Source organism: Rhodococcus sp. NPDC006774 (assembly GCF_040636045.1).
Taxonomy (GTDB): Bacteria; Actinomycetota; Actinomycetes; order Mycobacteriales; family Mycobacteriaceae; genus Rhodococcoides.
The window spans coordinates 351892-376983 of record NZ_JBEYIW010000002.1 but is presented as its reverse complement, the minus strand read 5'-3'; the positions used below and the strand labels follow the sequence as shown (position 1 = coordinate 376983).

21 protein-coding genes and 2 pseudogenes are annotated in these 25092 nt (G+C 63.7%); 14 read left to right on the top strand and 9 right to left on the bottom strand.

Translation table 11 applies throughout. The features are described from left to right. Positions 1 to 879, bottom strand: coding sequence for an SDR family NAD(P)-dependent oxidoreductase (locus tag ABZ677_RS04910; protein WP_037194001.1), 879 nt, complete (start codon positions 877 to 879; stop codon positions 1 to 3). Continuing rightward, entirely contained in the window at positions 876 to 1883 is a 1008-nt protein-coding gene (locus ABZ677_RS04905) for an alpha/beta hydrolase (RefSeq protein WP_358367014.1), read from the bottom strand. The genes ABZ677_RS04910 and ABZ677_RS04905 overlap by 4 nt, the downstream gene beginning before the upstream one ends. A 115-nt stretch (positions 1884 to 1998) precedes the next feature. Here ABZ677_RS04905 and ABZ677_RS04900 point away from each other — a divergent pair, with 115 nt between their 5' ends. From ABZ677_RS04900 to ABZ677_RS04850, 11 genes are read left to right on the top strand one after another with little or no spacing between them, the layout of a single operon-like run. Further along, positions 1999 to 3087 (top strand): ferredoxin--NADP reductase, encoded by a 1089-nt coding sequence (locus ABZ677_RS04900; RefSeq protein WP_094684333.1) that lies wholly within the window; start codon positions 1999 to 2001, stop codon positions 3085 to 3087. A gap of 11 nt (positions 3088 to 3098) precedes the next feature. Continuing rightward, the gene (locus ABZ677_RS04895; protein ID WP_037194213.1) at positions 3099 to 3908 is read left to right on the top strand and encodes an ABC transporter permease; all 810 of its coding nucleotides are present in this window, start codon (positions 3099 to 3101) and stop codon (positions 3906 to 3908) included. 1 nt (position 3909) lies between these two features. Beyond that, the gene (locus ABZ677_RS04890) at positions 3910 to 4776 is read left to right on the top strand and encodes an ABC transporter permease (protein ID WP_037193998.1); all 867 of its coding nucleotides are present in this window, start codon (positions 3910 to 3912) and stop codon (positions 4774 to 4776) included. 8 nt (positions 4777 to 4784) lie between these two features. Further along, the gene (locus tag ABZ677_RS04885) at positions 4785 to 6062 is read left to right on the top strand and encodes an MCE family protein (RefSeq protein WP_358367011.1); all 1278 of its coding nucleotides are present in this window, start codon (positions 4785 to 4787) and stop codon (positions 6060 to 6062) included. Continuing rightward, a complete protein-coding gene (locus ABZ677_RS04880; protein ID WP_037193996.1) occupies positions 6059 to 7084 on the top strand; it encodes an MlaD family protein in 1026 nt (341 codons plus the stop codon). The genes ABZ677_RS04885 and ABZ677_RS04880 overlap by 4 nt, the downstream gene beginning before the upstream one ends. Next, the gene (locus ABZ677_RS04875; RefSeq protein ID WP_082898755.1) at positions 7081 to 8091 is read left to right on the top strand and encodes an MCE family protein; all 1011 of its coding nucleotides are present in this window, start codon (positions 7081 to 7083) and stop codon (positions 8089 to 8091) included. Before ABZ677_RS04880 ends, ABZ677_RS04875 begins: the two co-directional genes overlap by 4 nt. Then, complete coding sequence (locus ABZ677_RS04870; RefSeq protein ID WP_358367007.1) at positions 8088 to 9188, top strand: MCE family protein; 1101 nt, start codon at positions 8088 to 8090, stop codon at positions 9186 to 9188. The genes ABZ677_RS04875 and ABZ677_RS04870 overlap by 4 nt, the downstream gene beginning before the upstream one ends. Positions 9189 to 9199: 11 nt before the next feature. Then, positions 9200 to 10333 (top strand): MCE family protein, encoded by a 1134-nt coding sequence (locus ABZ677_RS04865; protein ID WP_358367005.1) that lies wholly within the window; start codon positions 9200 to 9202, stop codon positions 10331 to 10333. A 14-nt stretch (positions 10334 to 10347) separates the two neighbouring features. Continuing rightward, positions 10348 to 11484 (top strand): MCE family protein, encoded by a 1137-nt coding sequence (locus ABZ677_RS04860; protein WP_358367002.1) that lies wholly within the window; start codon positions 10348 to 10350, stop codon positions 11482 to 11484. A 37-nt stretch (positions 11485 to 11521) separates the two neighbouring features. Further along, positions 11522 to 12100 carry a hypothetical protein gene (locus ABZ677_RS04855; RefSeq protein ID WP_358366999.1) on the top strand — a complete coding sequence of 193 codons (579 nt, stop codon included), beginning with the start codon at positions 11522 to 11524 and terminating at the stop codon, positions 12098 to 12100. Next, positions 12069 to 13511 (top strand): AarF/UbiB family protein, encoded by a 1443-nt coding sequence (locus ABZ677_RS04850; protein WP_358366997.1) that lies wholly within the window; start codon positions 12069 to 12071, stop codon positions 13509 to 13511. Before ABZ677_RS04855 ends, ABZ677_RS04850 begins: the two co-directional genes overlap by 32 nt. Positions 13512 to 13517: 6 nt before the next feature. Here the strand turns inward: ABZ677_RS04850 and ABZ677_RS04845 are convergent, their stop codons facing one another. Further along, positions 13518 to 14285 carry an SDR family NAD(P)-dependent oxidoreductase gene (locus ABZ677_RS04845; RefSeq protein WP_358366994.1) on the bottom strand — a complete coding sequence of 256 codons (768 nt, stop codon included), beginning with the start codon at positions 14283 to 14285 and terminating at the stop codon, positions 13518 to 13520. A gap of 151 nt (positions 14286 to 14436) precedes the next feature. After that, on the bottom strand, positions 14437 to 15588 hold the full coding sequence (locus ABZ677_RS04840; protein WP_037193984.1) for a helix-turn-helix domain-containing protein: 1152 nt from the start codon (positions 15586 to 15588) through the stop codon (positions 14437 to 14439). A 160-nt stretch (positions 15589 to 15748) separates the two neighbouring features. Here ABZ677_RS04840 and ABZ677_RS04835 point away from each other — a divergent pair, with 160 nt between their 5' ends. Further along, on the top strand, positions 15749 to 17356 hold the full coding sequence (locus ABZ677_RS04835; protein WP_358366990.1) for an AMP-binding protein: 1608 nt from the start codon (positions 15749 to 15751) through the stop codon (positions 17354 to 17356). A 67-nt stretch (positions 17357 to 17423) separates the two neighbouring features. Here ABZ677_RS04835 and ABZ677_RS04830 read toward each other — a convergent pair whose 3' ends face one another. From ABZ677_RS04830 to ABZ677_RS04820, 3 genes and pseudogenes are all read right to left on the bottom strand, one after another. After that, complete coding sequence (locus tag ABZ677_RS04830; RefSeq protein WP_358366987.1) at positions 17424 to 18101, bottom strand: TetR/AcrR family transcriptional regulator; 678 nt, start codon at positions 18099 to 18101, stop codon at positions 17424 to 17426. Further along, positions 18098 to 18899, bottom strand: a pseudogene (locus tag ABZ677_RS04825) (alpha/beta fold hydrolase). Before ABZ677_RS04825 ends, ABZ677_RS04830 begins: the two are co-directional and overlap by 4 nt. Before the next feature lie 17 nt (positions 18900 to 18916). Continuing rightward, a pseudogene (locus ABZ677_RS04820) lies at positions 18917 to 20514 on the bottom strand (NAD(P)/FAD-dependent oxidoreductase). 362 nt (positions 20515 to 20876) lie between these two features. Here ABZ677_RS04820 and ABZ677_RS04815 point away from each other — a divergent pair. After that, positions 20877 to 21563, top strand: coding sequence for a TetR/AcrR family transcriptional regulator (locus ABZ677_RS04815; protein WP_358366984.1), 687 nt, complete (start codon positions 20877 to 20879; stop codon positions 21561 to 21563). On the opposite strand, the gene ABZ677_RS04810 is transcribed toward ABZ677_RS04815, so the two are convergent. After that, on the bottom strand, positions 21523 to 21732 hold the full coding sequence (locus tag ABZ677_RS04810; RefSeq protein WP_143546327.1) for a hypothetical protein: 210 nt from the start codon (positions 21730 to 21732) through the stop codon (positions 21523 to 21525). The genes ABZ677_RS04815 and ABZ677_RS04810 overlap by 41 nt on opposite strands. 616 nt (positions 21733 to 22348) lie before the next feature. On the opposite strand from ABZ677_RS04810, the gene ABZ677_RS04805 reads away from it, so the two are divergent. Next, positions 22349 to 23698, top strand: a complete 1350-nt coding sequence (locus tag ABZ677_RS04805; protein ID WP_358366981.1) for a lipase family protein — start codon at positions 22349 to 22351, stop codon at positions 23696 to 23698. A gap of 42 nt (positions 23699 to 23740) precedes the next feature. Here the strand turns inward: ABZ677_RS04805 and ABZ677_RS04800 are convergent, their stop codons facing one another. Beyond that, entirely contained in the window at positions 23741 to 25084 is a 1344-nt protein-coding gene (locus tag ABZ677_RS04800) for a lipase family protein (protein WP_358366979.1), read from the bottom strand. Between the last annotated feature and the right edge of the window lie 8 nt (positions 25085 to 25092).

Sequence of the window (25092 nt, the reverse complement as noted above, 5' to 3'; positions counted from 1 at the left end):
TCAGGCTCCTGTGGTTGTCGAGGTGAGGGATTCGTTCTTCGCCGGCTCCTGCTCGGCGGGCATCACACGATTGAGCAACCCGAGAAAACGCACGTACACCGCGGGCAGCAGTCTCTTGAATCGCCAGACGGCCTTGGCGTCGAACTGGGGAACGACGTAGAGCCGACCCTTGTCGAAGGCATCGAGTGTTCGGGCAGCGATCTTGTCCGGTGAGCGTCCGGTCCAGCGCATCGCGAACTCGGCCAGCCGGGACGAACTCGCGGTGATCCGGCCGTCGACGGCAACGTTGGTCTTGACGAACGTGGGGCACAGAACCGATATCCGCACACCGGTACCCGACAGTTCCGCCGCCATCGTCTCCGACAGCGACATCACCGCGGATTTGCCGACGTTGTAGGGACCCATCAGCGGCGCGGCGGCAAAGCCTGCGGCGGAGGCGACGTTGATGATTCCGCCCTCACCGGCTGCCCGCAGCGCAGGCGTGAACACCTCGCAGCCGTGGATCACGCCCCACAGGTTGATCCCCAGAGCCCAGTTCCAATCTTCGAAACCGATGTCTCCGACGGGCTTTCCGCCGATTCCGACGCCTGCGTTGTTGATGAGCACCGTGGTGGGTCCGTCGAATTCGACGCCGGCACGAAGCGCCAGTTCCTCGACGTTCTCGCGTACCGACACATCGCATTCGACGGCGTATCCGGTGGCACCGAGGGCGTTCACCATCGCTACCGTCTCCTGTGCGCGCGGCAACGAGATATCGGCGCACATGACGGCTCCTCCGCGTCGAGCCAGCTCGAGGGCGAAGGCCCGGCCGATGCCGCTGCCTGCGCCGGTCACTACCGCTCTCGACCCGTACGAGGGTTTTCCGGTCTTGCTTCTCATCGACCTACCTGTTCCTTCGAATCATGGTGCACTACTTGGTTGTCGAGTGTGTGGGCGATGAACTCGGCTGCATGCTCGAGCGCGTGAGCGGCCTCGGGGATCAGCCGCGGGAGAGCTTGGAACACGTGCATCTGGTCGGGCCAGATCTCGAGTTCGCTTCGTCCGCCCGCCGCCTCGATCATCGTGTGCAGGTGCCGCGCATCGCCTCGCAGCATCTCGGTTCCGCCCACCTGGATGAGCGTGGGTGGCAGATCGCGCATGCGGGCGAGATCGAGCCGTAACCGCGGGAGGCTCGAGTCGTGACCGTCCGTGTAGAGCGCCACGAGTCCTCGCGCTGCCTTCGCCGAGATCATCGGATCCTTGCGCGTGCGCTCCATCCGCGCCGAGAGCTCGAAGTCGAGATCCACCAGCGGCGAGAACAACACCATCGCGCCGGGCTGCGGCGTTCCGGTCCGGTCGTTCTCGATGAGCAGGTCGGCGGCGAGGTGACCGCCGGCGGAGTCCCCGGCGATGACGATGTTCGCCGCGTCGTACCCCTGGCCGAGTAGCCAGCGGTAGGCGGCTTCGAGGTCGTCGGCGGCGGCGGGAAACGGGTGTTCCGGGGCCAACCGGTAGTCGACCGTGAACACGGGCAGGCCGGTCGAGCTGGACAATCGCGCGGTCAGGCCACGATGGGTCCGTGCCGAACAGATGACGTATGCACTGCCGTGGATGTAGAGAATCACCCGGGGTCCCGGGGCCAGTCCGGGCGCGCGTACCCATTCCCCGCGCACCGGGCCGTCGGCGACGAGGTCCACTCTCGTTCCCTTCGGAACGGGACCGAAGAGGTTCATCGAGGTGGCGACGAGGCGTCGGGAGAACTCTATGCCGCCTCGGGACGTCGGAAGCAGGTTGGTGATCGGACGCAGAGTCAGCCGAGTCGTCAAGGCAGCCAGCCGAGTTCGTCGGGAACCCGCCGCGAAGGCACCGCGAGGCAGGTAGTCGTGGTTTGTGGTGGAAGTCACCTCGTCACCTTCACTGGCTATTCGCCATTTGTCAATGGCCTATTAATTAGTGGTCCAGTGTGCAAGAGTGACGACCGACACAACGAAGCCAGCCGGAAGGAGGGAGTACGTGACGATGTTCGGGAACGCAGCACCGGCAGACCTCGATGCGTCTGCCGTCGGTCACGAGGACAGAATCTTCGAGTTGGAGATCGCCGAGGTGACCCACGAAACCGAGGATGCGATCTCCCTCGGCTTTGCGGTTCCCGCGCACCGGGAACCGCACTTTCGGTACGAGCCCGGGCAATTTCTCACCCTCGAGATTCCGTGCACCGACGGCGGCTCGGTTGCCCGCTGCTATTCCTTCTCCAGCTCCCCGGTACGCGACCCGTACCCCACCGTGACCGTGAAGCGAATCCAGGACGGGGTAGCGTCACACTGGTTGCACGACAACGCTGTTCGCGGGATGCGGCTCAAGGCATTGAAGCCGTCGGGCATGTTCGGACCCGAGAACTGGGACGTCGACTTCGTCCTTCTGGCCGCAGGCAGCGGAATCACCCCGATGATGTCGATCATCAAGACCGCCCTGTTGCGGCACGACAACCGGATCACCCTCGTCTATGCCAATCAGAACCGCGACTCGGTGATCTTCGCTGAGCAACTGACCGAACTGCAGTCTCGCTTTCCCGAACGACTCGAGGTGCACCACTGGTACGCCTCGGAATCGGGGTTGCCCACCGCTGCGGGACTGGCCTCGACGGGCGCGACCGTTCCGGCCGACTGCGAGGCATTCCTGTGCGGTCCCCCGCAGTACATGAACGTCGCCGAGGAGTGGCTCGACCGCACCGGCACGGTCGCACGTAGAACGCATCGAGAGGTCTTTTCCTCCTTCGACTCCAACCCGTTTCGGGACGACAGGACCGCAACTGCTCACGAATCGGATGCGAACTCCGTCACCGCTCGGGTCGAGATCGACGGGACCGAGACCGAGTTCGCCTGGAGTGCGGGCACCAAGCTTCTCGACCGCCTCCTCGAACTCGGTCTGGACGCGCCGTACGTCTGCCGCGAAGGAACCTGCGGCGGCTGCGCCTACACGCTCACCGAAGGCACCGTGACGATGCTCGCGAACGAGACGCTCGACGAGCACGAGATGGAACACGGGGTGCGATTGGCATGTCAGTCCGTGCCCGAGTCCCAGACGGTCCGCGCGGTGTTCGACCGCTGATGCCCAACGCGATGGGCCGGATGGCCTCGAATTACCTTCGGCAGCACCCCGTTGTCGCGATCTCCACTTTCGGCCGCCAGATGGGGATGGGTGTCAGGGCCGGGAGATCACTGACCTCGGACATCGTCCACCGGACGTTTCCCTTCTCCGAATTCATCCGCCAATGTGCGTTCATGGCAAGCACATCGGTCATCCCGACCTTGCTGGTCGCGATCCCCTTCGGAGTCATCGTGTCGGTTCAGGTCGGTGCCATCGCAGGCCAGGTCGGTGCCACCTCGTTCGCCGGTGCCGCGAACGGTCTCGGCATCATCCGTCAGGGCGCGCCGTTGGTGACCGCGCTGCTGATGGCCGGGGCGGTCGGGTCGGCGGTGTGCGCGGACCTGGGTTCTCGCACGATCAGGGACGAGATCGACGCCATGGAAGTCATGGCCATCTCGCCGTTGCAACGACTCGTCGTGCCACGATTGGCCGCCGCGATGCTGGTCAGTGTGTTGCTCTGCGGCAGCGTCTGCTTCGTCGGATTCATCACCGGCTACATGTTCAACGTGTTCGTTCAGTCCGGTACACCGGGTAGCTATCTGGGTACTTTCGCGGCCTTCGCCACCATCGGTGATCTGGTGCTGGCTCTGATCAAGTCCGTCGTCTTCGGCGCGATCGTGGCAATAGTGGCCTGCGACAAGGGGTTGACCACTCGCGGTGGACCCGGTGGTGTGGCCAACTCGGTCAACGCGGCTGTGGTCAGTTCGGTGATCCTGCTCTTCGCTGTCAACGTCCTGTTCACCCAGCTCTACACCATCGTGTTCCCGGCTCGGTTGATCTGACATGGCCACTCGCTACACACCGCCGCTGCTACGCCCCCTCGTCGGTGCGGCGAACGCCGCGGTCGCCGCACCGACGCGCGCCCTGGCCACGTTGGGCCACCAGGCGACCTTCCTGAGCCGATCCGTTGGATCGATGCCCTACACGGTGCGGCGGTACCGGCCCGAGCTGTGGCGTCTGCTCTCGGACGTGAGCTGGGGAAACGGTGCCATCGTCGTCGGTGGCGGCACCATCGGAGTGATCGTTCTCCTCGGAGCCTTCGCCGGAGCCACCGTCGGCATCGAGGGCTACACCGCGCTGAATCTTCTGGGCATGGGCCCGTTGACCGGAGCAGTGTCCGCGTTCGGGACCACCCGAGAACTTGCTCCTCTGATCGCTGCCATCGGGTTCGCCGCCCAGGCCGGTTGTCGCTTCACCGCGCAACTGGGTTCGATGCGAATCGGTGAGGAGATCGACGCGCTCGAGTCACTCGCGATCGACCCCTTGGCGTACCTGGTCAGCACCCGAATGATGGCCGCCGTCATCGCAATTCTGCCGCTGTACGTTCTCGGACTGAGCGCGAGCTACCTCACGGCTCAAATCGTGGTCGGGGTGCAGAGCGGCCAATCCGCGGGCACGTACCTGCACTACTTCCATTCGTTCCTGTCCGTCCAGGACGTCCTGTACTCGGTGACCAAAGCTGTTGTCTTCGTTCTTCTCACGACGATAATCCAGTGCTACTACGGGTACTACGCGTCCGGCGGCCCCGAAGGAGTCGGGGTGGCGGCAGGCAAGGCGATCCGCACCAGCATCATCGTCGTCATCTTCGTCAATACGTTGATGACCCTTGCGATGTGGGGATCCGATCCCGGCATCAGGATCTCGGGATAGGGGCCGGGATGTTCGATGTGGGAGGGCGCGCACCGTCGATGTCCGCGCTCGTGATCCGGGGCCTGTGCGTGTTCCTGCTGTTCAGCACCATCGCAGGGCTTCTGCTGGCGCGCTACACGGGTGTCTGGCGCAACACCGTCGACGTCGTCGCGTCGATGTCCACACTCGGAGACGGTCTGCCGCAGAATGCGGACGTCAAGTTCCGCGGAGTTCTGGTCGGCGCGGTTGCCGGGGTGGACAGCGATCCCACCGGCAACAGCACCGTGGAAATTCGGTTGAATCCCGCACGCGCCGAGACGATCCCGGACACCGTCACCGCGCGGGTCGTGCCCAGCAACATCTTCGCCGTTTCCTCGATCGAACTGGTGGATACCGGCGGCGGACGGAGCATCGAGGCGGGCGCAACCATTCCTGGCGACGCCTCACAGGAAACGCTGGAACTGCAGACCGCGATGACGAGTCTGCGCAACGTGCTGACCGCAGTCGACCCCGAGAAGTCGAGTTCGGTGCTGTCCACGCTCGCCGACGCTCTGGACGGCCGCGGTGAATCGATCGGCTCCACCATCTCGACAGCCAGTGAGTACCTGACCGCACTCCGAGCCGAAATGCCGGATCTCACTTCCGATATCGACCTGCTCGACACCTCGATCGGCAGCCTGAGCAGAACGGCCCCGCTGTTGTTGGACACCTTGGAAAGTTCGCTGATTCCCGCGGCGACCATCGCGGAGAAGCGCGATCAGCTGACGCAATTCCTGACCAGCGCGGCCGGTTCCACGTCGAGTCTCGACGCGGCGCTGGCACCCAACCTGTCCGGGGCGATTTCGTTGGTTCGAGACCTGGACCCGGTCATGGGAGCTCTGGCCGTCAACGGAGACGACCTTCCTGCCGGTGTGCGGGAGTTCGGCCGAACGTTGGAAGGCTTCAACCGCGCCTTCACCGGCCCCAACGGGCGACTGATCTGGTCGATCGACATCACCGCCACCCCATTCACCCCGTACACCCGGGAAGATTGCCCCCGCTACGGCGACATGGCCGGAGCCAGCTGCTCCACTGCACCGCCGTCGCGAGCCTCGGGCGGCGACGCGCTGGGCGGCACGAGTGTTCCGGCGGAGGGAATCTCGTACTCGCCGGGCAACATCGGATCCGTCGGCAGCGACGAGGAGAAGGCCGCAATCGGCGATGTGCTCGGTAGGCCGGCCGATCCCACCTCGATCATTCTCCTCGGGCCGCTGCTGCGCGGGCAGACCATCGCGATCGACAACGCCGATCCGGTCGGTGCACCATGACGTCGATTCGCAGGCCCCTCATCGGATTCGGCATCTTCATGGTCTTGGCCATCGCGGTGACCACGCTGATCTGGACCACCCTCGGCCGTTCGGTGGCAGGTGAAACCGAAACGTACGCTGCGCTTTTCGAGGATGCATCAGGGCTACAGAGCGGCGACGACGTCCGGATCGCCGGTGTGCGCGTGGGCAAAGTGGAGGATGTCTCGCTCGACGGAAACACCGCACGAGCGCAATTCGTCCTCGAGCGCGGCCAGACCGTGTACGAGAACACTACGATCTCGATCAAGTACCAGAATCTGATCGGTCAGCGCTACCTCGCCCTCGACACCATCGGGCAATCCACCGGTACGGTCGAGCCGGGTGCAACCATCGGGATCGAGCGCACCGAGCCGTCGTTCGACGTCTCCGCTCTCCTCAACGGCTTCCAACCACTGTTCAGCGTGCTCGACCCCCAGCAGGTCAATTCGTTGTCCGAGTCCATCGTTGCCACCCTGCAGGGAGACGGCGTCTCGATCAGCACTCTGGTGGTGCAAAGTGCCTCGCTGGCAGCAGAATTCGCGGAGAAGGACGAAATACTCGGTCTGATCGTAGCCAACCTGGGCGAGGTACTGGCCGAGGTGGCCGATCGCGGTGACGATACGACGGCTCTCATCGAATCCACGCAGAGATTGATGACCGATCTCAATGCGCAAGCAGAACCTCTGGCCACCGCGGTGCGCACGATCGGAGATTCCGCCGGTCCCGTCGCCGAGATGGTGGACGACGTACGGCCGACGCTCTCGGGCACCATCGATCGACTCGGCGCGACCACCGATCTCGTGAACCGCGACGGCGCGCAACTGAGCACGTCCATCGGGATGCTGCCCTCGGTGCTCTCGTCGTTCTCGCGCATCACCGAGAACGGAAGCTTCATCAACATGTACGTCTGCAATCTGGACGTCAGTTTCGCCGGACTTCTTTTCCCACCAGGTGTTTTCAGTCGAGTCGGCGGCACCGCACAGTCGGAGGTCTGCCTCGAATGACGTCGCTATCGGCCCGCGTTCGGGCCTCGACCCGGGCGATGCCCCGTGACTTCTGGCGCGGTATCGCCGGATGCGTGGCAATCGTCCTGATCTTCGGTGCGGTGCTCGGCTATCAGCATGCAGGCATCGGCGATCGGACCGTCGACGTTCTCTTCGCTCAGTCCGCCGGGCTGCGGAGCGGTGACGACGTCCGCATCGCCGGAGTCTCCGCCGGGAAGGTCGATTCTCTGGCGCTGGCAGGCGATCACGTTCACGTCGTGCTCGATGTGGACGACTCCGTCGAGTTGGGTTCCGAGACGAAAGCCGAGATCAAATTGTCCACCATTCTGGGGTCGCGCTACGTCTCACTCACACCGGACGGCGACGCCCCGCTGGGTGATCGTCCGATCGAGCTGTCGCACAGCACAGTTCCCTTCGATCTGCAGAAGGCGATCCAGACCGGTACACCGGTGATCGAGCAGATCGATGCGAGAACGATGCGCGAGTCACTGACCACGGTCGCCGATCAACTCGAAGGCACTCCCGAACTGACCGGTCAAGCACTGGACAGCATCTCGGCCCTGTCGAGGGTGATCGCCGATCGAGAGGATCAGATAGCGGCGCTGCTCGACGATGCAGATCGGGTGACGGCGCGATTGTCGGACAACAGTGCCGCCCTGATGTCGATGCTGGGCCAAGGTGCGGCTCTCGCAAACACCATCGCCGCGCAGCGGGGCGCGGTGGCGAACTTGCTTGCCTCGACCGATGCGCTCACCGCCCAGCTCGACACCGTGTTCGCCGAGAACCGTGCTGCGATAGACCCGTTGATCGGGCAATTGACTGCGCTGAGTCAGGGTCTGGCCAACAACGACGACACGCTGCGGCGGGTGTACGAAAGTCTGCCGGTCACCGTGCGGCAGATGACGAACGCCTTCGGCAACGGTCCCTACGTCGACATCGCCACTCCGTGGTCGCTGCTGCCGGACAACTGGTTGTGTTCGGCCCACGTGGTTCAGGGTTGCCGATGAGAGCCGGGATTCGGGTCGCCACGGCCGTATGCGCGTCGGCTGTGCTGCTGACGAGCACCGGCTGCGGCATGCCTCGACCGCTCTCCTCGGCGACCGGTTCGACCATCACCATCACCGCCGATCTGGAGAACGCGGCCGGACTCTACGAGGGAAACGAGGTTGCGGTGTTGGGCATGTCGGTCGGAACAGTCGACAGCATCGAGGCGCAGGGTTCGCACGTACGCATCAGCATGACGGTCGACGAATCGGTGCAGTTACCAGCGGATCTGGACGTGGCGACCATCTCGACGTCGGTGGTGACCGATCGGCATGTCGAGTTGACGCCGCCGTATTCGGGAGACGGGCCGGTTCTCGAGGACGGGGCGCATGTGCCCCTCTCCCGAACGCACGTACCCGTCGAGATCGACAGGGTGCTCGACGCCGTCACCGAGCTGTCGGCCACTCTCGCGGACAGCAGCGACGGCAATCGGCCGATCGCCGATCTACTGGCGGTGACGAACGAGGGATTGACGGGAAACGGGGCCAAGATCCGGTCCACTCTCGACGATCTGTCCGCAGCGTTGGCGGTCGGGGTGGACAACAAGGACTCCTTGACCCGCCTGATCACCTCGGTCAGTGAGCTGACCCGCGTTGCGGCAGAGAATGATACGCAGATTCGTGGTTTCTCGACGGACATGGCGCAGGTGATCGGTGAAGCAGGTGATCAGTCGGCCGCGCTCGGAGAAACCGTCGCGCAGATCAATCGGCTGACGAGTCGACTGACGGGCCTGATCGACGCGAACCGAGAGTCCTTTCCTGCACTGTTCGCCAACTTGGAGACCACGGTCGCGGGACTGACCGACCACAGCCGTGAACTGTCGGAGACGATCGACACGGCACCGACGCTGTTCCGCAATCTCGAGAACGCCACCGATCCGGTCTCCAGAGCTCTGCGCGTCCACTTCCTCACCGACAGAACGCTGTTCGATACCGAACTGGTCAACGAGTTCTGCCAGCGAATCCAGTCGAAGTCGGAGGGCTGCCGTACCGGCCGCGTGTACGACTTCGGACCGGACTTCGGCATCTCGGCCTCGCTGCTGGGGCTGAGTCAGCCGTGAAGTACTGGACGATGCCGATCGCAGCGATCTCGGCGACGGCACTTCTCGCCGGCTGCAGTACCACCCTCGAGGACCTGCCGCTGCCGAGCCCGGGGGTCGGTGCCGACTCGTACCGCATCGACGCCGTTTTCACCGATGCACTCAACCTGCCTCAGCAGGCGAAGGTCAAACTCGGCGGGGTCGACATCGGTCAGGTCCAGGAGATCGACGCCGAGAACTACACGGCGCGGGTACAGATGGCCATTCGGTCGGGCGTGAACCTTCCGAGCGACGTACGGGCCGAACTGCGACAGGCGACTCCGCTGGGAGATGTCTTCGTCTCTCTGTCTTCGCCCGGCACAGGACCCGATACCCCTCGGCTGCAACCCGATTCGACCATCGATATCACCTCCACCTCCGCGGGTGCCAGTGTCGAGGAACTGCTCGCCTCGGCGTCGCTCGTCGTCAACGGCGGTGGGGTCAGCAGACTGCAGACCATCATCGCAGAACTGGGCACGGCGATCGACGGTCGGAGCGCCGACGCGTCGAACATTCTCACCGAGCTCACCGCCACGGTGACGGACCTGAACGAGCGCACCGATCGAATCGATTCGATGCTGGACCGAACGCAGGAGCTCAGTTCGATTCTCGGTGCCAGAACCGACGCGATAGACGCGATCGCACAGCAGCTACCCGAACTCACCCAGACGCTGGCCGACAACAGCAAAGGCATCACCGACGTCATCGCCGCCGCGGGAGGTGCGGCAGGCAAGCTAGCAACCTTCACCGACGAAACAGGTCCGGCGCTGCGTGATCTGTTGGTCGGCACCGAGCAGACGCTCTCGTCGGTCGCTGCGATCGGCGACGACCTCGACGTGGCCATGAAGCAACTCGAGCAGCTCGCACCGAAACTGGCCTCGAACACCAAGGGTAATTCCGTCGCGATCTATGTTCGGCTCTCCTGGCTGAGCCTGGCTGCGCTGGACGATCCGGAGAGCCATTGGCCGGGGGCCCAGGACGGCGAGGACTTCGTCGGCAGCCTCACCGACACGTTGAACCGTGTGTACGGTCGGGTGACCGGACAGGGACTCACTCCCGCGCCGACCGTCGAACTGCCGACCCCCACCGGCACCCCGTCTCCCGACGACACGGGGGCCGGCCGATGACACTGCGCCACTGGGTGACTCGACATCCTGTACTCGTCTCGAACACAGCACTCGCGCTCGTCCTTCTCGTGGGGGCGGCATACCTGACCGTCGGAGCGCTGCGCATCGATCCGCTCTCGGACGACTACCGCGTCACCGTGCGGCTCGACGGATCCGGTGGGGTGCAGGCGAACGGAGATGTCTCCGTGCGCGGGCAACGAATCGGGCGAGTAGCTGCTGTCGACATCACCATCGACGGTGTCGAAGCGCAACTGGACATCTCGGCCGGGCACCGCGTTCCGGCCGACGGCACCGTCGTGGTGGCAGCGCTGTCCGCTGCGGGCGAGCAGTACATCGACTTCCGCCCCGATTCCGACGATGCTCCGTATCTGGCCGACGGCGACGTGGTCGAACAGGATCGAACGGACACCCCGGTCCCCTTCGCCACGATGCTCGTGAGTGTCACCGATCTGGTGAGCCAGATCGACCCGGCGCAGCTGTCCTCGATCATCGACGAGCTCGATGCTGCGACGGCGGGTGGGCCCGCGGAACTGCAAGCGATCATCGACGGCGGCGGCGCACTGCTCACCGGTCTGGATTCCGTTCTTCCCGAAACGATCACCCTGATTCGCACCGGTCGGACGCTGCTGCAGACCGTCGGCGACATCGAACCCGATCTGACCCGACTCTCGGTCGGCGGCACGGCGTTGGCAGAGCAGTTGTCTGCGTCGGATGCAGAGATTCGCGCTCTGCTCGACGACACCCCTGCTCGACTCGATTCCGCCAAGGCGGTCATCGGGGAGAATCGCGATGCCGGCGGGGATCTTCTGAAGAACCTCGCCCGCATCGCCAGGGCCGCTCGCCTGCACACACCCGCGATCGAGGCCCTGTTCCCGGCGATGTCGGCCGGCGCAGGCGCTTTCGGACTCGCCGGCCACGACAACCAGCTCAATGTCGTCGCCGACCCGTATCCGAGACCCACGTGCGACTACCTCAACCCCACTGTGTCGCCGTCCATCGCCGCGATGACTCCGCCGCTGAAGTACATGTACTGCAACAGCACCGACCCGGGGCTGCAGGTTCGGGGCGCGCAGAACGTTCCTCGTCCACCAGGCGACGACACCGGCGGTCCCCCCGCCGGCGCTACCGGGCAGGAGCGGACGGGCGGCTGACCGACCCCTCGACCGTCTTCCCAACGAAGGAGTACACATGACCGACCTGAGAACCGACGACCCGATATCCGACGAAAATCTGGACGAGATCCCCGAGGAGCCCGCGGTGCAGGCTCGCACACGTCGGCGGCCGTCGGCAGTGGTGTCTGCTCTGGCGCTGGCGTTGATCGCCGCGATCGCCTGTGCGGGTGTCTTCGCGTACCAGCTCGAACACCGACGCTCGCTCGACACCTCGCGCGCCGAGGCCGTCGATACCGCTCGTACCTTCGCGATCACGTTGTTCACCTACAGTGCAGATACGTTCGACACCTACGTCGACGACGTATTATCTGGTGCCACTGGGTCATTGGCTGATACGTTTACCGAGACCAGCAGCGATTTGCAGGCGACTCTGGTGGAGGCCAGTGCCACATCGACGGCGCAGGTCCTCGACATCGCTGCGAAGTCCACGGCCGTCGACCGGGTGGAAGTGTTGGTGATCATCGATCAGACGGCCTCGAACGCCACGGTCACCGAACCGCGTCAGGCGGTGAATGCAGTGGTCATGACGCTCGAAAAGCAGGAAGACGGTAGGTGGTTGACCAGTGACGTCGCCAATCCCAGCTCCGCGCAGTAGTTCGGGCGACGCGTTCTCCCCGGGGCCGTACTCGGACGGCCCGCCTCCCGAAGCCCTCGACATCGAATACCCGGACCTCACGCATTTCGGACTCGAGGAGTTGGGCCGCGCCGCCTGGATCACCGTGGTCCTCGTTGCTGCCGCTGCGATAGCCGTCATCCGATGGCCGGTGTCCTGGCTCTCCAAACGGCGTCGCTTCACGGTTGCTCTCGCCGAAGGTGTGGTGAAGGGGTTCGAGGCGCTGGGGCCGACGTTCGTCAAACTGGGCCAGTTCATGGCCTCGTCACCCGGCGTGTTTCCCCCGGTTCTGGCCGATGCATGTCTACGACTGCTCGACGGTGTCCCACCCGTCCCGGCGCACAAGGCTCGCCGCGCGGTCGAGCGCGACCTGGGCGGCAGCATTGCTGAGCTGTTTCGGTCGTTCGACGACGTGCCTCTCTCGGCTGCATCTGTGGCGCAGGTACACGCCTGCGTGCTACCCGACGGCCGCGAGGCGGTGGTGAAGGTGCAACGGCCGGAGATTCGACGTCGCATGCGGGTCGATCTCCGGGTCGCATACACCGGAGCCGCGTTGCTGGAGAGATTCTTCGAGTTCTTCCGTATAACGAATGCGACGGCCGTCGTCCGCGATCTCAACGACCTGACGGCCCAGGAACTCAACAGCGCAGCAGAAGCGCTGCGCCAGGAACGTTTTCGCGACAATCTGTACGTGTTCGGGGACAATTCCCACGTGATGGTTCCGGAGATCTTCTGGAGCCATTGCGGACCTCGGGTGATCTGTATGGAGCGAGTTCGCGGCACTCCGGTCGGCCGCATCATGTCGGACGGTCCGGCCACGGTCGACTCGGAGCTACAGCTTCGTCGTGGCGTGAAGGTCTGGCTGGAAGCCGTTGTGCTGCACGGGCCGTTCCACGGAGATGTGCACGCGGGCAATCTGTGGGAGCTGGACGACGGACGGGTCGGGTTCCTCGACTTCGGGATCGTCGGCGAGCTGCCCGAAGAGTGGCGCGACGTGTTGCGCGAAATGTTCCGTGCATCTCTGTTCGACGGTAATTACACCGAGGCTGCGCGACGCATCCGCATGCTGGGCATCACCGAGGGAACGACGTTGGGCGACAAACTGGTCGGCCTCCAGTTGCGAAAACTGTTCGAGCCGGTTCTCGGCCGAGGTGCCGGCCGACTGGATCTGAGCAGGCTGGTGGGGTCGCTCGTCGAGACCGGTAGGCGCTGGGGCGTCGCGACGCCGGAAGAGTTGGTCTTGTTCGGCAAACAACTGGGCTACTTCGAAAGATACTCGGCCACACTGGCTCCCGACTGGATACTGGGCCGAGATCTCTTCCTCTTCCGAAACATACTGCCCAACGAGGTCGCGGCCGCCGCCCTCGCGCGAAACATCACGCTGCCCGACTGACCGCCCTCACCTGGGTGCCATTCGGATCGCACCGTCCATTCGAGTCGTTTCCCCGTTGATGTAGTCGTGCTCGACCAACATCTGCACCAGCTGTGCGAACTCTTCCGGTCGCCCCAGTCGTGTGGGGAACGGCACGCTTGCCTCCAACGCGGCTCGATAACCGGCGTCCATACTCGCGAGCATCGGTGTGTCGACGGTGCCGGGAGCGATGGTGTTGACACGAATACCGAACTGCGCCAGATCACGTGCCGCCACGACGGTCATGGCATGGATGCCGCCCTTGGATGCGGCGTACGCGATCTGACCTACCTGTCCCTCGAATGCAGCGACCGAGGCAGTGTTGACGATCAGCCCTCGCTGTCCGTCGTCGTTCACGGGGTCGAGTGACTGCATCCGATCCGCTGTCAGCCGCATGACGTTGAAGGTCCCGAGCAGATTGACCGTCATCACCGTGCGAAAGATCTCGAGATCGTGGGGCCCGTTCTTCGACACGATGCGACCGGCCCACCCCACTCCCGCACAATTGACCACCACCCGTAGCGGAGGGGCAGAACCGGTCAGCGCGCTCAGCGCCGCCTGCACCTCCGCCTCACTGGTGACGTCTGCTGCGACCAAGGTGATGCCGTCGGGCACGCGGTCTCCGGCGCGTTCGATCGAGTAGGGCACATCGAGCCCCAGCACCTGTGCTCCGCCGTCGACGAGCCGGCGAGCAACCGCCGCACCGAGTCCCGACGCCGCCCCTGTCACCACTGCTGTCGTTCCTGAAATATCCATCGAAGATCCTCTCCGACAATCGCTCCACCCGACGCCGACTACCCGAGTTACCACGCGCGACGGTGCGTCCAGTGCAACACGAGCCGATCTGAGGGGCCACAGTCGAAGCATGAGTAATGGCAGTGCCCAGTTGTGCACTTCGACAACAGACTCACATCATGTCGCGGGCGACGAGTGCAGCGTGCAGCGACGATGCCTCGCTGAACACCATCGGATTCAAGCCGGTCAATGCCTGCACTTTGCCCAACCGATAGGTGACCGAGTTTCGGTGCACGTGCATGCGACGGGCCGTGGCGAGTTGGTTGCAGTTCTCGTCCAGGAAGATTCGCAGAGTCTGCTCGAAAATCGGATCTGCATTCGCCAGTGGCTCCACGAGTTCTGCGACGGCAGGCAGATCGGGCCCCGATGCGGCACCCAGATATTCGACGGTCAGGTGCGCCAGATCGGCGACGAATTCGGGTCTGTCCAGTTTGTGTGCCGCGCCGGACAGGCCTCGCGCCACGCGGTACGCGTCGGGCACGCCGTGGGCGGTGGTCGACGCTGCGATACCTGCCCAGCACCGCACTGCCGCGGCGTCGTGCGCGAGTTCGACCGCGTTCCTGAAATCGACTGTGGCAGCCTCGCGTCCCTGCGCCGACCAGTGGACCGCCACCCATCCGTTGAGGTCGAGTCGAATTCGCACATCGGGAATCGATTCGATTCCGGACTTGAGTGCAGCGACCGACGAGCCGGCACCCGGTGAACCTGCGAGCGTGAACACGGCGATCACGAAGCACGGGTGATCGATTTCGAAAGGCCCCGTCGCCTCACCGGTGGCGAGCAGAGCATCGACGGCCGCGCGGTCCCGCTCGCGTGCCTCGGAGCGAGGATCGGCCGACCGGTGCGCAGCTTCGGTGGCGATGAGGGTGACGACGTTGAAGATGTAGTCGGTGACCTTCGGCATCAGTTCGAGCAGGCCTTCGCGCTCGGACGGGTCGGATTCGGAGATGAACCGACGCCAGAGGTCGGCGGACACCACCTGGTAGGACCCGATCACCTCCTGCAGACTTGCCCCGTTGGCCAAGCGCGCCATAGCGAGTTCGGTCACCGGCCGAAGATCGTGCGCGGTCGGCATCTTTCCGCTCTCGATGAACGCCAACAGTGCTTTGACGTTCAACTCGATTCCGTCGAAGAATTCGTGTGCCACCAGCTCACTGGGCACACGACGATACGACGGTCCGCCCTGGCTTGCGTACCAACCGATGACTGCCGCAACGCGCTCGCTGACTGCGGACTCCGAACCTGGCACCGAATCGTCGTCCATCCGTTCACACTTCCACCCGTTGGCACTATGCACAACAGTGGATGTTCAGCATCGTCGGATCGTCACTGTGCGGACGGTTCGAGCTGCTGTGAGATCGGTGGCACACCGAATTCACCCGTCTCATCGATGCGACGGAAACACCGAGGGGGCTCACGTTTCGATGTCCACATACCCAGCCTTGGAGTCCACAGTGCTGCGAGCTCGCCAGATCGCAGTCATGCAGCGCAGTGGAATCATCGATCTGAAGCGTCCGCTGCGCGTTCGGCAGAAGTCCAGAGCAGTGCGCACTCTCGGACCGATCGCCAGTGGAATCACCACCGGAGCCAGGTGGCACGGAGACCGGGTCGCGATCATCGACGATGCCGGTCCGTTGACCTATCGGGAGGTCGACCGTGCCACCAACGCCATCGCCCACAACTGGCATGCATGCGGCCTGAGCGAAGAAGCGACCATTGCCGTGCTGTGCCGTGATCACCGCGGTCTGGTGCTGGCGATGATCGCGGCAGCCAAACTCGGAGCCAGGCTGGTGCTGATGAACACCGGATTCAGCGCTCGGCAGTTTGCGGATGTTGCAGTGCGAGAACGGGTCTCTGCAGTCGTACAGGACCAGGAATTCGATGCCGTTCTTGCCGAATTACCGCCGCACATCACCCGGCTCGGAACCGCGATGGACGGAATCGGTGACGACAGCATCGACACTGCGCTGCCGGTGCCCTCGCGCCAGGGCCAGTTCGTGCTGCTGACCGGGGGGACGACGGGAACCCCCAAGGGCGCACCGCGTGAGGTGGACTCGCCTTTCGCTTCGGCGCAGTTTCTCGACAGAGTGCCACTGGAGACCGGTCAGACTGTTCTCCTGTGCGCTCCCCTTTTCCATGGAACTGCTTTGTCTCAGTTCATCATTGCCATCAATTTGGGATGCACCGTAGTACTTCACGGGCGTTTCGATGCCGCGAAGGCTCTGCGCCAGATCGAATCTCACCGGTGTGAGGCCGTCGTCCTGGTGCCGACGATGCTGCACCGCATTCTCCGCTCCCCCGACATCGACACTCACGACACCTCGAGCGTGCGCGTCATCTTCACTGCAGGAGCAGCTCTCGCTCCGAGTCTGGGCAACCGCGCCATCGAGAAGTTCGGCCCCGTCATCTACAACTACTACGGTTGTACCGAGACCGGAACGGCCACTGTCGCCACTCCGGCAGATTGGCTGGCGGGTCCTGGAACCGTGGGGCGTCCACCCCTCGGCATCGTCGTGAAGTTGATCGACGCCGACGGTGACGTGGTGTCCGAACCTGACCGCAGGGGCACCATCCACGTCGGAAACTCCATCTCGTTCCAGGGCTACTCGTCCGGTGGGAACAAGGCCTTCGCACACGGCCTGATGTCCACCGGCGATGTAGGGCATTGGAATTCGAGCGGGCTGTTGTTCGTCGACGGCAGGGACGACGACATGATCGTCTCCGGCGGCGAGAACGTGTTTCCCGGCGAAATCGAAGCAACGTTGTACGCGCATCCCGACATCGAAGAAGCGGCCGTGACAGGCGTACCCGACGACGAGTTCGGTCAGCGCTTGTCTGCGGTCATCGTGCGATCGAATCCGACTCTGACTGCGGAGGCCGTCCGAACGTACATCCGAACCGAACTCGCCCGCTTCAAGGCTCCGCGCGACGTGGTGTTCGTCGACCACCTCCCTCGCACCACCACGGGCAAGATCGACCGCCGTGTCATGTCCGACCTCACTGCGTTCGCCGAGTTACCCCGACTGCAATGAAGGTGAACGGCGCAACACAATTCGCGACCGGCGACGAGTTGAAACAGATCACCGACGGCGAGGACGCTCAGCTCTCCAGCGTCAACGGGTGAGGTGCCGACGTGAACGTCGCAGCGGATCCCGCGGCGCGCGCTATACCCGCGATTCCACCCCACACCATCATGGTGAGGTAGTCGACGAGCTCGTCCACCGTCATGGTCCGATCGAAGATCCACCAGTGTGACGCCAGCCGAACGGCACCGATCATCGCGAAGGCGATGGGCATCGAGCCGGCCGTGGAGAACTGTCGCTCTCGAAATCTGTCGGCGATGACACCGGCCAGCAATTCTGCGATCAGTCCCTCCGCGGCGGTGATGACGTCTCGGTTGCCGGAGACGGCGTTGTTGGCGTGAACGTAGATGTAGATCTCGGGATCGGTGGCGACAGTCGTGACGTAGGCGGAGATCACTGCGCGGGTGAGGTGGTACTCGTCGAGGTCGTCGGACATCGCGTCTTGGATACCAGGCACCAGCACCGTCTCGACGTATCGCGCCATCGCAGCGTCCGCCAGGCCCTTCTTGTCGGCGAAGTGCTTGTACAGCACGGTTTTCGAGACGCCGTTCGCCGAGGCGATGTCGTCCATGCCGATGTCGTGCCCCTGCTGACGAATCGCGGCCAGAGTGCAGTCGAGCAGTTCACGCCGCCGGGTGATCCGGTGATCGCGCCACCGGAGGCTTCGCCCGTCGACCTTCTCCGGCACGCTCACGCCGACTGCGAGACGGTTCGAGATCCCCTCAACAGAATGGACGCCACCAGTTCCGGATCGTCCGACATCGGTACGTGCCCGAGCCCCGAGTACGTCGTCACGTCGGCCTGCGGAAATGTTCGACGCACCAGCGGTGCCTGATACACCGGCAGAACCCAGTCGCGACGGCCCCACGCGACCGTGACAGGAACGGACTCGTCAACCGGAATGCTGAAGCGCGGCACTGCGTTACCCGCCGCGTCGATCGCGCGGTTGGTGGTGATACTGAGCGCGTCGATGGTGGCCGTGGCCACGGGAACTCGCCACGGCTTGGCGTAGAAGACGCCATTGGCGATCGTGCGACCGACGACCGAACGCATCACGGCCGGTGCGATCGGACTGATCGCTCGGGACAACGCGCGCAGCAATCGGAACACGAGCAGCGCACGTGTCTGATCCCAGTGTCCGCGGAAGAAGCCGGCCGGAGACAGCGCGGTGGCCGAGGCGACCGACCCACGGGCGGCGAGTTCGAGTGCGAAGTATCCGCCCAACGAATTCCCGGCCACATGTGGCTTCTCACCGTCCACCGCCACGTGCTCGAGGAACCGCTCGAGTTCGGCGACGATCCACGGGCCGAGGTCGAACTCCTCGGTGGGGAGCTCCGGCGAATCACCGTGGCCGGGCAGGTCCACCGTCACCACTCGCCGGTGCCGTGCCAGTGTCTTCGACGACACTGTCCCACGCATGTTGCCGGTGCACGATGCCGTGGATGAGTACCAACGTCGGGCCCTCACCCCGGATCGTGTGCGCCAGAGTCAGCCCATCGATGTCCGAAGTCACTGCATACCAATCTTTCTCGGCTCGATGCGGTACACGTTCTCCATACCCGACGGGTTCGATCCGGCCACCTTCGGTTGCGCCGCACGGCCGAACGTCATCGATTCCGTCAGATCGTCGAAGCGCGCGTCTATTCTGTCGAGAATGTAGTTCTGGCGTACCGACCACGGGCGCTCCGTCCCTGATTTGGGGAGTTCGTTCAGAGACCGCGTGACGTAGCCGGAGGCGAGATCGACGACCGGACGAGATTCCACGGCCTTGCCCTGACGGTCCGGGGTCGCGTGGGTGTATCCGTGAGATCGCATGTACACCAACAGTTTCGCTACCGCCTGGGCCGTCATGTCGGCTTTGAGCGTCCACGAAGCATTCGTGTACCCGATGCACCAGGCAACGTTGGGCACATCCTCGAGCATGTGGCCCTTGTAGACGAACTTGTCGTGCGCCTCGAACCGCGTTCCGTCCAGGGACAGCTCGATTCCGCCGAAGGCCTGGAGCTTCAACCCCGTTGCGGTGACGATGATGTCGGCAGGAATCTCCTCTCCCGATTCCACGCGAATACCGTCGGCGGTAACACCGGAGATCCGGTCGGTCACCACCGTCGCGCGACCGGAACGAATGGCCTTGAAGAGATCGCCGTCCGGCACGACGCACAGACGCTGGTCCCACGGGGCGTAGGTCGGCTTGAAATGCTTGTCGACGTCGTATCCACGCGGCAGCTGCGCCTTCGTCATCGCCCGGAACACCCTGCGGGCCGTCTTCGGTGCCCGTCGACACAACTGGTACGAGCCGACCATCAACAGTGCATTGCGCCACCGCAATGCACTGTGCGCCAGCGAGTCCGGCAGGAGGCGCTTGGTGATCGTGGTGAACGGATCGGTCATCGGTAGTGACGCGATGTAGGTGGGTGAACGCTGCAGCATCGTCACCGACGCGGCGTCGGCCGCCAGAGAGGGCACCAATGTGATTGCGGTTGCGCCACTTCCGATCACGACGACCCTCTTGCCGTGTGGTCGAGCCCTTCCGGCCACTGCTGGGGGTGCACCACCTGCCCGCTGAACTCCTCGAGCCCGGGAAGATCGGGGGTGTACCCACCCGAGTAGTCGAAGTAGCCGGTGCACAGGAACACGAATCGACTGCGGTAGGTAGTGGGAACACCGTTCGTCAGCGCGTCGACCGTCCACAGGTCCGTCGACGAATCCCAGTTCGCCGCAGTGACCATGGTCGAGAAATGCGTGTGCTCGTCGATACCATTGGCGTAGGCGGTATCGACGATGTAGTTGCGGATGTCTTCGCCGTGCGCGAGCAGAGTGTCTCCCTGCCACGGCGTGTGCGGGAACGAGAACGTGAAGATGTCGCTGTCCGACCGAATTCCGGGGTATTTGAACAGATCCCAGGTACCGCCTGCCCGCTCGCGGCCCTCGAGGATCGAGTAGCTCAGCTCCGGAGCCATCTCCTGCAAGCGATATGCGGCGCCGACGCCCGATATGCCGGCACCGATGATGAGAACGTCCTTGAAGTTGTCGACAGTATCGTCGACCTCGGGCCACCTACCTGGGCTTTTCGCCACGCCACGCCTCACTGTCTTGCCGAACACCATCGCAATGTCGACCGACTGAGCAGCGGATCGCGACTTACATCACATAATGTGCCATTGACGAGTGGTGGTGTCAATGACAGTCTTCAAGGCATACCGAAGACAGGAACCCCTCATGAACTTCACTCCCTCCGTTGGCTGCACCCCCATCGCGCCCGGAACCAGTACCCGATGACTCCTGTGGTGGTCGGGGCCGCAGGAGTCATCGCCCTCGTCCTACTCGCGTCGAGGGGATCGGGTCTGGACTTCGACCGACGTTCCCTCACGGCGGCGTACGCCTCGAGATCGGCGCGCGCTCCCCGAGAAAAGTGCAGGCTGCGCTCGACGAGCTGACCGCCCACAACACCGGTCAGTAAGCTCGCGTCATGTCCGACAGGAAGTATGCAGGCAGATCTGCGGAGGAGCGCGCATCCGAGCGTGTCACCCGACTGTTGGACGCAGCCCTGACGCTGTTCGGCACCCACGGATACGCCGCGACGACGATAGGCATGCTCTGCTCCGAGTCCAATGTCTCGACGCGACACTTCTATCGCGAGATCGGCAGTCGCTCGGAGTTGCTCAAGCTGCTCGTCACGTCACTGAACCGCAGCGGCGAAGACGCGGCGCGTGATGCCATCGGTGCGACCGGCCCGCAACCGGTGACGACATCGATAGAAGCCGCGATTCGCGCGTATCTCGACGTCACGTGCCACACCCGCACAGCAGCTCGCGTCTGTTACGTCGAGGTCGTCGGCGTCAGCACCGATATCGAGTTGTGGCGAACCCGCCAGCGAGACGTGATCGTCGATATGTTCGGTGGACTTGCATCGGCTGCGGCGGCCCGAGGGGAACTGGCGGACAGGGACTATCGGCTGGTCGTTCTCGCAATTATCGGTGCTGCCAACATCTTTGCCCAGGAATGGGCACTTGCACCTTCGCCCGATGCCACTTTCGCGCCGTACGTCGACACCCTGGTCGAACTGGCCAGGGCAGCTCTGGTGGATCACGACCGAGCGAACGACGATCTCGCCGTCATCCGGTCGCATATCGCAGCAGGCTCCGATAGACCTTGATGTCCATGTCGACAGCGCCGGTACGTATCAGTGCCCGGTGGACTCGGGCTCGGAATTCACCGCGCCCGATGCCGAACCGGAGAAAGATCTCGGACGCCTCGGGACCGCCGTACGGCTGCCATTGCGCCGCGAAATCGAGCAGCATCGCATCCTCGGTCGAGTTACGCATCGACGCCTCCGTCTCTGTCGATCAACTGCTGCAACCGCGTTCGCGCTCGGTCCCGTCATCGAGTGCGTGACAGGACTCGTTCAGTTCATCACCGGCACAGCGCCGTGGTCCATCGGACATTCGCGTACCCCCGGTCGCATCCGGTTGTGCAGTTGGACAACGAACGGCGGTAGCGAGCCGGGCGTGCTGCCGTGAGGTTCCCCAGGTCACGCGATGCGCCCGGACATGCACCCTGCTAGCATGCCAGTTGTCGATGAACCATCCGGTGATGGCTTATGTGCTGTGTGGCAGCGAGAGAAGGTGCACGATGTGGCTCGTCGTTTACATCGCTTTTCTTCTATGGCTGGTCGTGTCGACCATGCTGGCCGTCTGCATGGGCACGGTGATCTCCCGAAGCAGCCTGGAAGACGAGGCCGCCGAGATGCGTCGACGCATCGGGAAGCCTCGGAGAGAACCAACACTCCCGCCACACCACACCGCCGCTACCCCGCAATCCCGAAGACTGTGACGGAGCGTCGATTCGGCAGAATCCACAAAATTCGTGTGCTATCTTACCCACCGGTAACAACACGTGATGCGCCTCACATTCGGAGGCGTGTGGGTCGGGGGAGATCGAATGGTTGGTTCGACGCTGCGGCGACTGTTGGCAATTGCCTGTGTGGGGGCTATCGGAGTTGTTGCCGCACCGACGGCAACGTCAGCGCCGGTTCAGGATCCGTTCTTCCGGTACTCCGGCGAGGTTGCGCTCGCAGATCTCGAACCCGGAGCTGTTCTCGCGACTCGGACCGTTCCGTATCACGTGGTGAACGTGCCGACGCCTCTGCAAGCAATCCAGATTCTGTACAGATCGACGGACTCGCAGGGCCGTCCCGTCGCGAACGTCACCTCCATTCTGCGGCCACCGAACGCGCAACCCGACAAAGTGGTCGCGTACCAATCCGCCTACGACTCACTCAATCCCGACGACGGCCCCTCACGCGCCATAGCCGGAAACACACCGCTGCTCGGTCTGACGCCGAGCGGCCGCAACGTCGCGGTCGGCGGTGTGGTCGCATCGGGTGAAGCTGCCATCCTGGCACCTCTCCTCCTCCTCGGGTACACCGTCGTCGTTGCCGATACCCAGGGCCCCACAGCGAATTTCGCCGCAGGGCCCGAATACGGGCAGATGACTCTCGACTCACTGAGGGCGTCCCAGCGAGTACCGGAGACGGGCATCGACGACGACGCAGAGATCGGGCTGATCGGGTACTCGGGTGGTGCGATCGCAACCAACTGGGCGGCCATCCTCGCCCCCAGCTACGCACCTGACATCGACGACAACCTGATCGGTGCCGCCCAAGGCGGATTGCTGGTCGATCCGGCCAAGAACCTGCGCTACATCGAAGGAAGTATCGGATGGGCAGGCGTCGCAGGTATGGCGATCATCGGCCTCGGACGTGCCTACGACATCGACTTCGGTCCGTACTACAACGACCGTGGACGCGACCTCTTCGCGCACGTGGACGACGCGTCGATCCTGAACGTGCTGTTCCAATATCCGGGCCTGAAGTGGGCGGACGTGGTCACCCCGGAGTTCGCCGACCCCAATTCGGTTCCCGAGTTCGTCGATGTGGTCAACAAGATCAACATGGGACAGGCTCCAACTCCCACCATCCCGATGTTCGTAGCGCAGGCCTCGAACGGAATCCTCGAGGGCACCCTTCCCGGGCCTATGGGTACCGGACCCGGGGACGGCGTCATGGTTGCCGGCGACGTCCGCAGCCTGATGAACAAGTACTGCGACGCCGGCCTGTCCATTCAGTACGACGAGTACGACACCATCAGCCACACCGTCGGTGCAGCCCTGTGGCTTCCCGGCGCGTTGGCATGGTTGACGGATCGATTCGCAGATCGCCCCGCTCCGAGCAACTGCGGCCGCATCGCTCCGGGTAACTCACTTGCCCCGCAGGCGCATTCGCCCCGCTGACACACGGGCCGACGGCGGCTGACCAACCGAACCAACGTCACCTCAACTTCCTGGAAATCCCTCCGGCAGTGGCGCGAAATCCGCCTTGAAGGTCGGGCCGGGGGGAAGTCCGCGAAGCACGGCAGAAATCCATGCCACCGCCGGCGGAAAACCGACTGTGGAGTTCACGAGATGTTCCGGTATCGGTGAGGTGTAGAACCGGAGATCGGCTCCGCTCGCCCAGTATTTTTCCACCGTCGGCAGAACCGAAGACTGCGGAATGAGCTCATCCCACACTCCGTGCCACCACAGGATCGGACTGTCCGGAATGTGCTGTCCGAGACTGTTGTCTTGCAGCACCTTCAGGACTCCCGGTGCGGTCGCCAGAGACTTTCCGGGTTGGAAGTATTCGCTGATCGGCCGATACACGCCGGTGAGGGCTGCGCTGTAGACGCAGCGGCTCTCCAGATCGGCCACCAACTGCTGACCTTCCACGGTCAACAATTCACTGCTGTCGAAGACTTCGGGATATTGACGCGAGAGCGCAGCGAATCCGAGCCACATCGTGAAGTTCCCGGTGCCTGCAATTCCCGTCTGGGGTTCGGTCGCGTAGTTCGAGAGCGTCACGAGATCGCCGGGCGTCCCGCCGATCGCCGTACCACTCAACGCGATGTCCGGCGCGTAGCTCTGCCGAAGTTCGGCAGCACGCAACGATCCCGAACCGCCGCCCGAGTAGCCGTACAGGGCAATCGCGGATTCCGACAACCCCAGGCTCATCTCGTTCTTCATCGCCCGCAGCGAGTCGAGCACCATCTTGCCCTCGTCGTACGTGTTGAACGTGTTGTTCTTGCCATCGAAGTCAGGAATGTTGATGGCAAATCCCTGCGCCAACCACCCCGCAAGCAGCGCAGACTCTTTCATCGTTCCGACCTGAAGGGTGAAGGAAGGGTTGCACGACGAGTCGGTGGAATCTATCGCTTCCTGGAAAGACACCACGGGTCGCGGGCTTCCCGTCCACGGAATTCCCGGAACGACAACCGTCGTCGCAGTCACGGTCGGTGTGTCGTGCACGTCCGATGTCCGGTACAGAATTTGCCGGGTGTAGACGGGAAAGGGAATACCCAGAATGCGCGTTTGCACCTCACGCGTGCGCACCACTGCACCAGGCTCCAAGTTCTCGATATCCGACGGGTCGTCGTACCAGGGATCCTCGTCGGGGACCGGCACAGGCAGCACCTCGTACAACTGCGGTTCCGACGGTAGCTGTGGCAGCTGATTCTGGTCCGACGGAAAGGCCGGTGGGAATTGCGGATTCGCCTCTGCGACTCCTCCCCCGGCCAGCACTGCCCCGACCACCAAGAGAATTACCTGAGCGCGTCGCGCCCACCGACCACCTGAATCGATCATTGGATGAG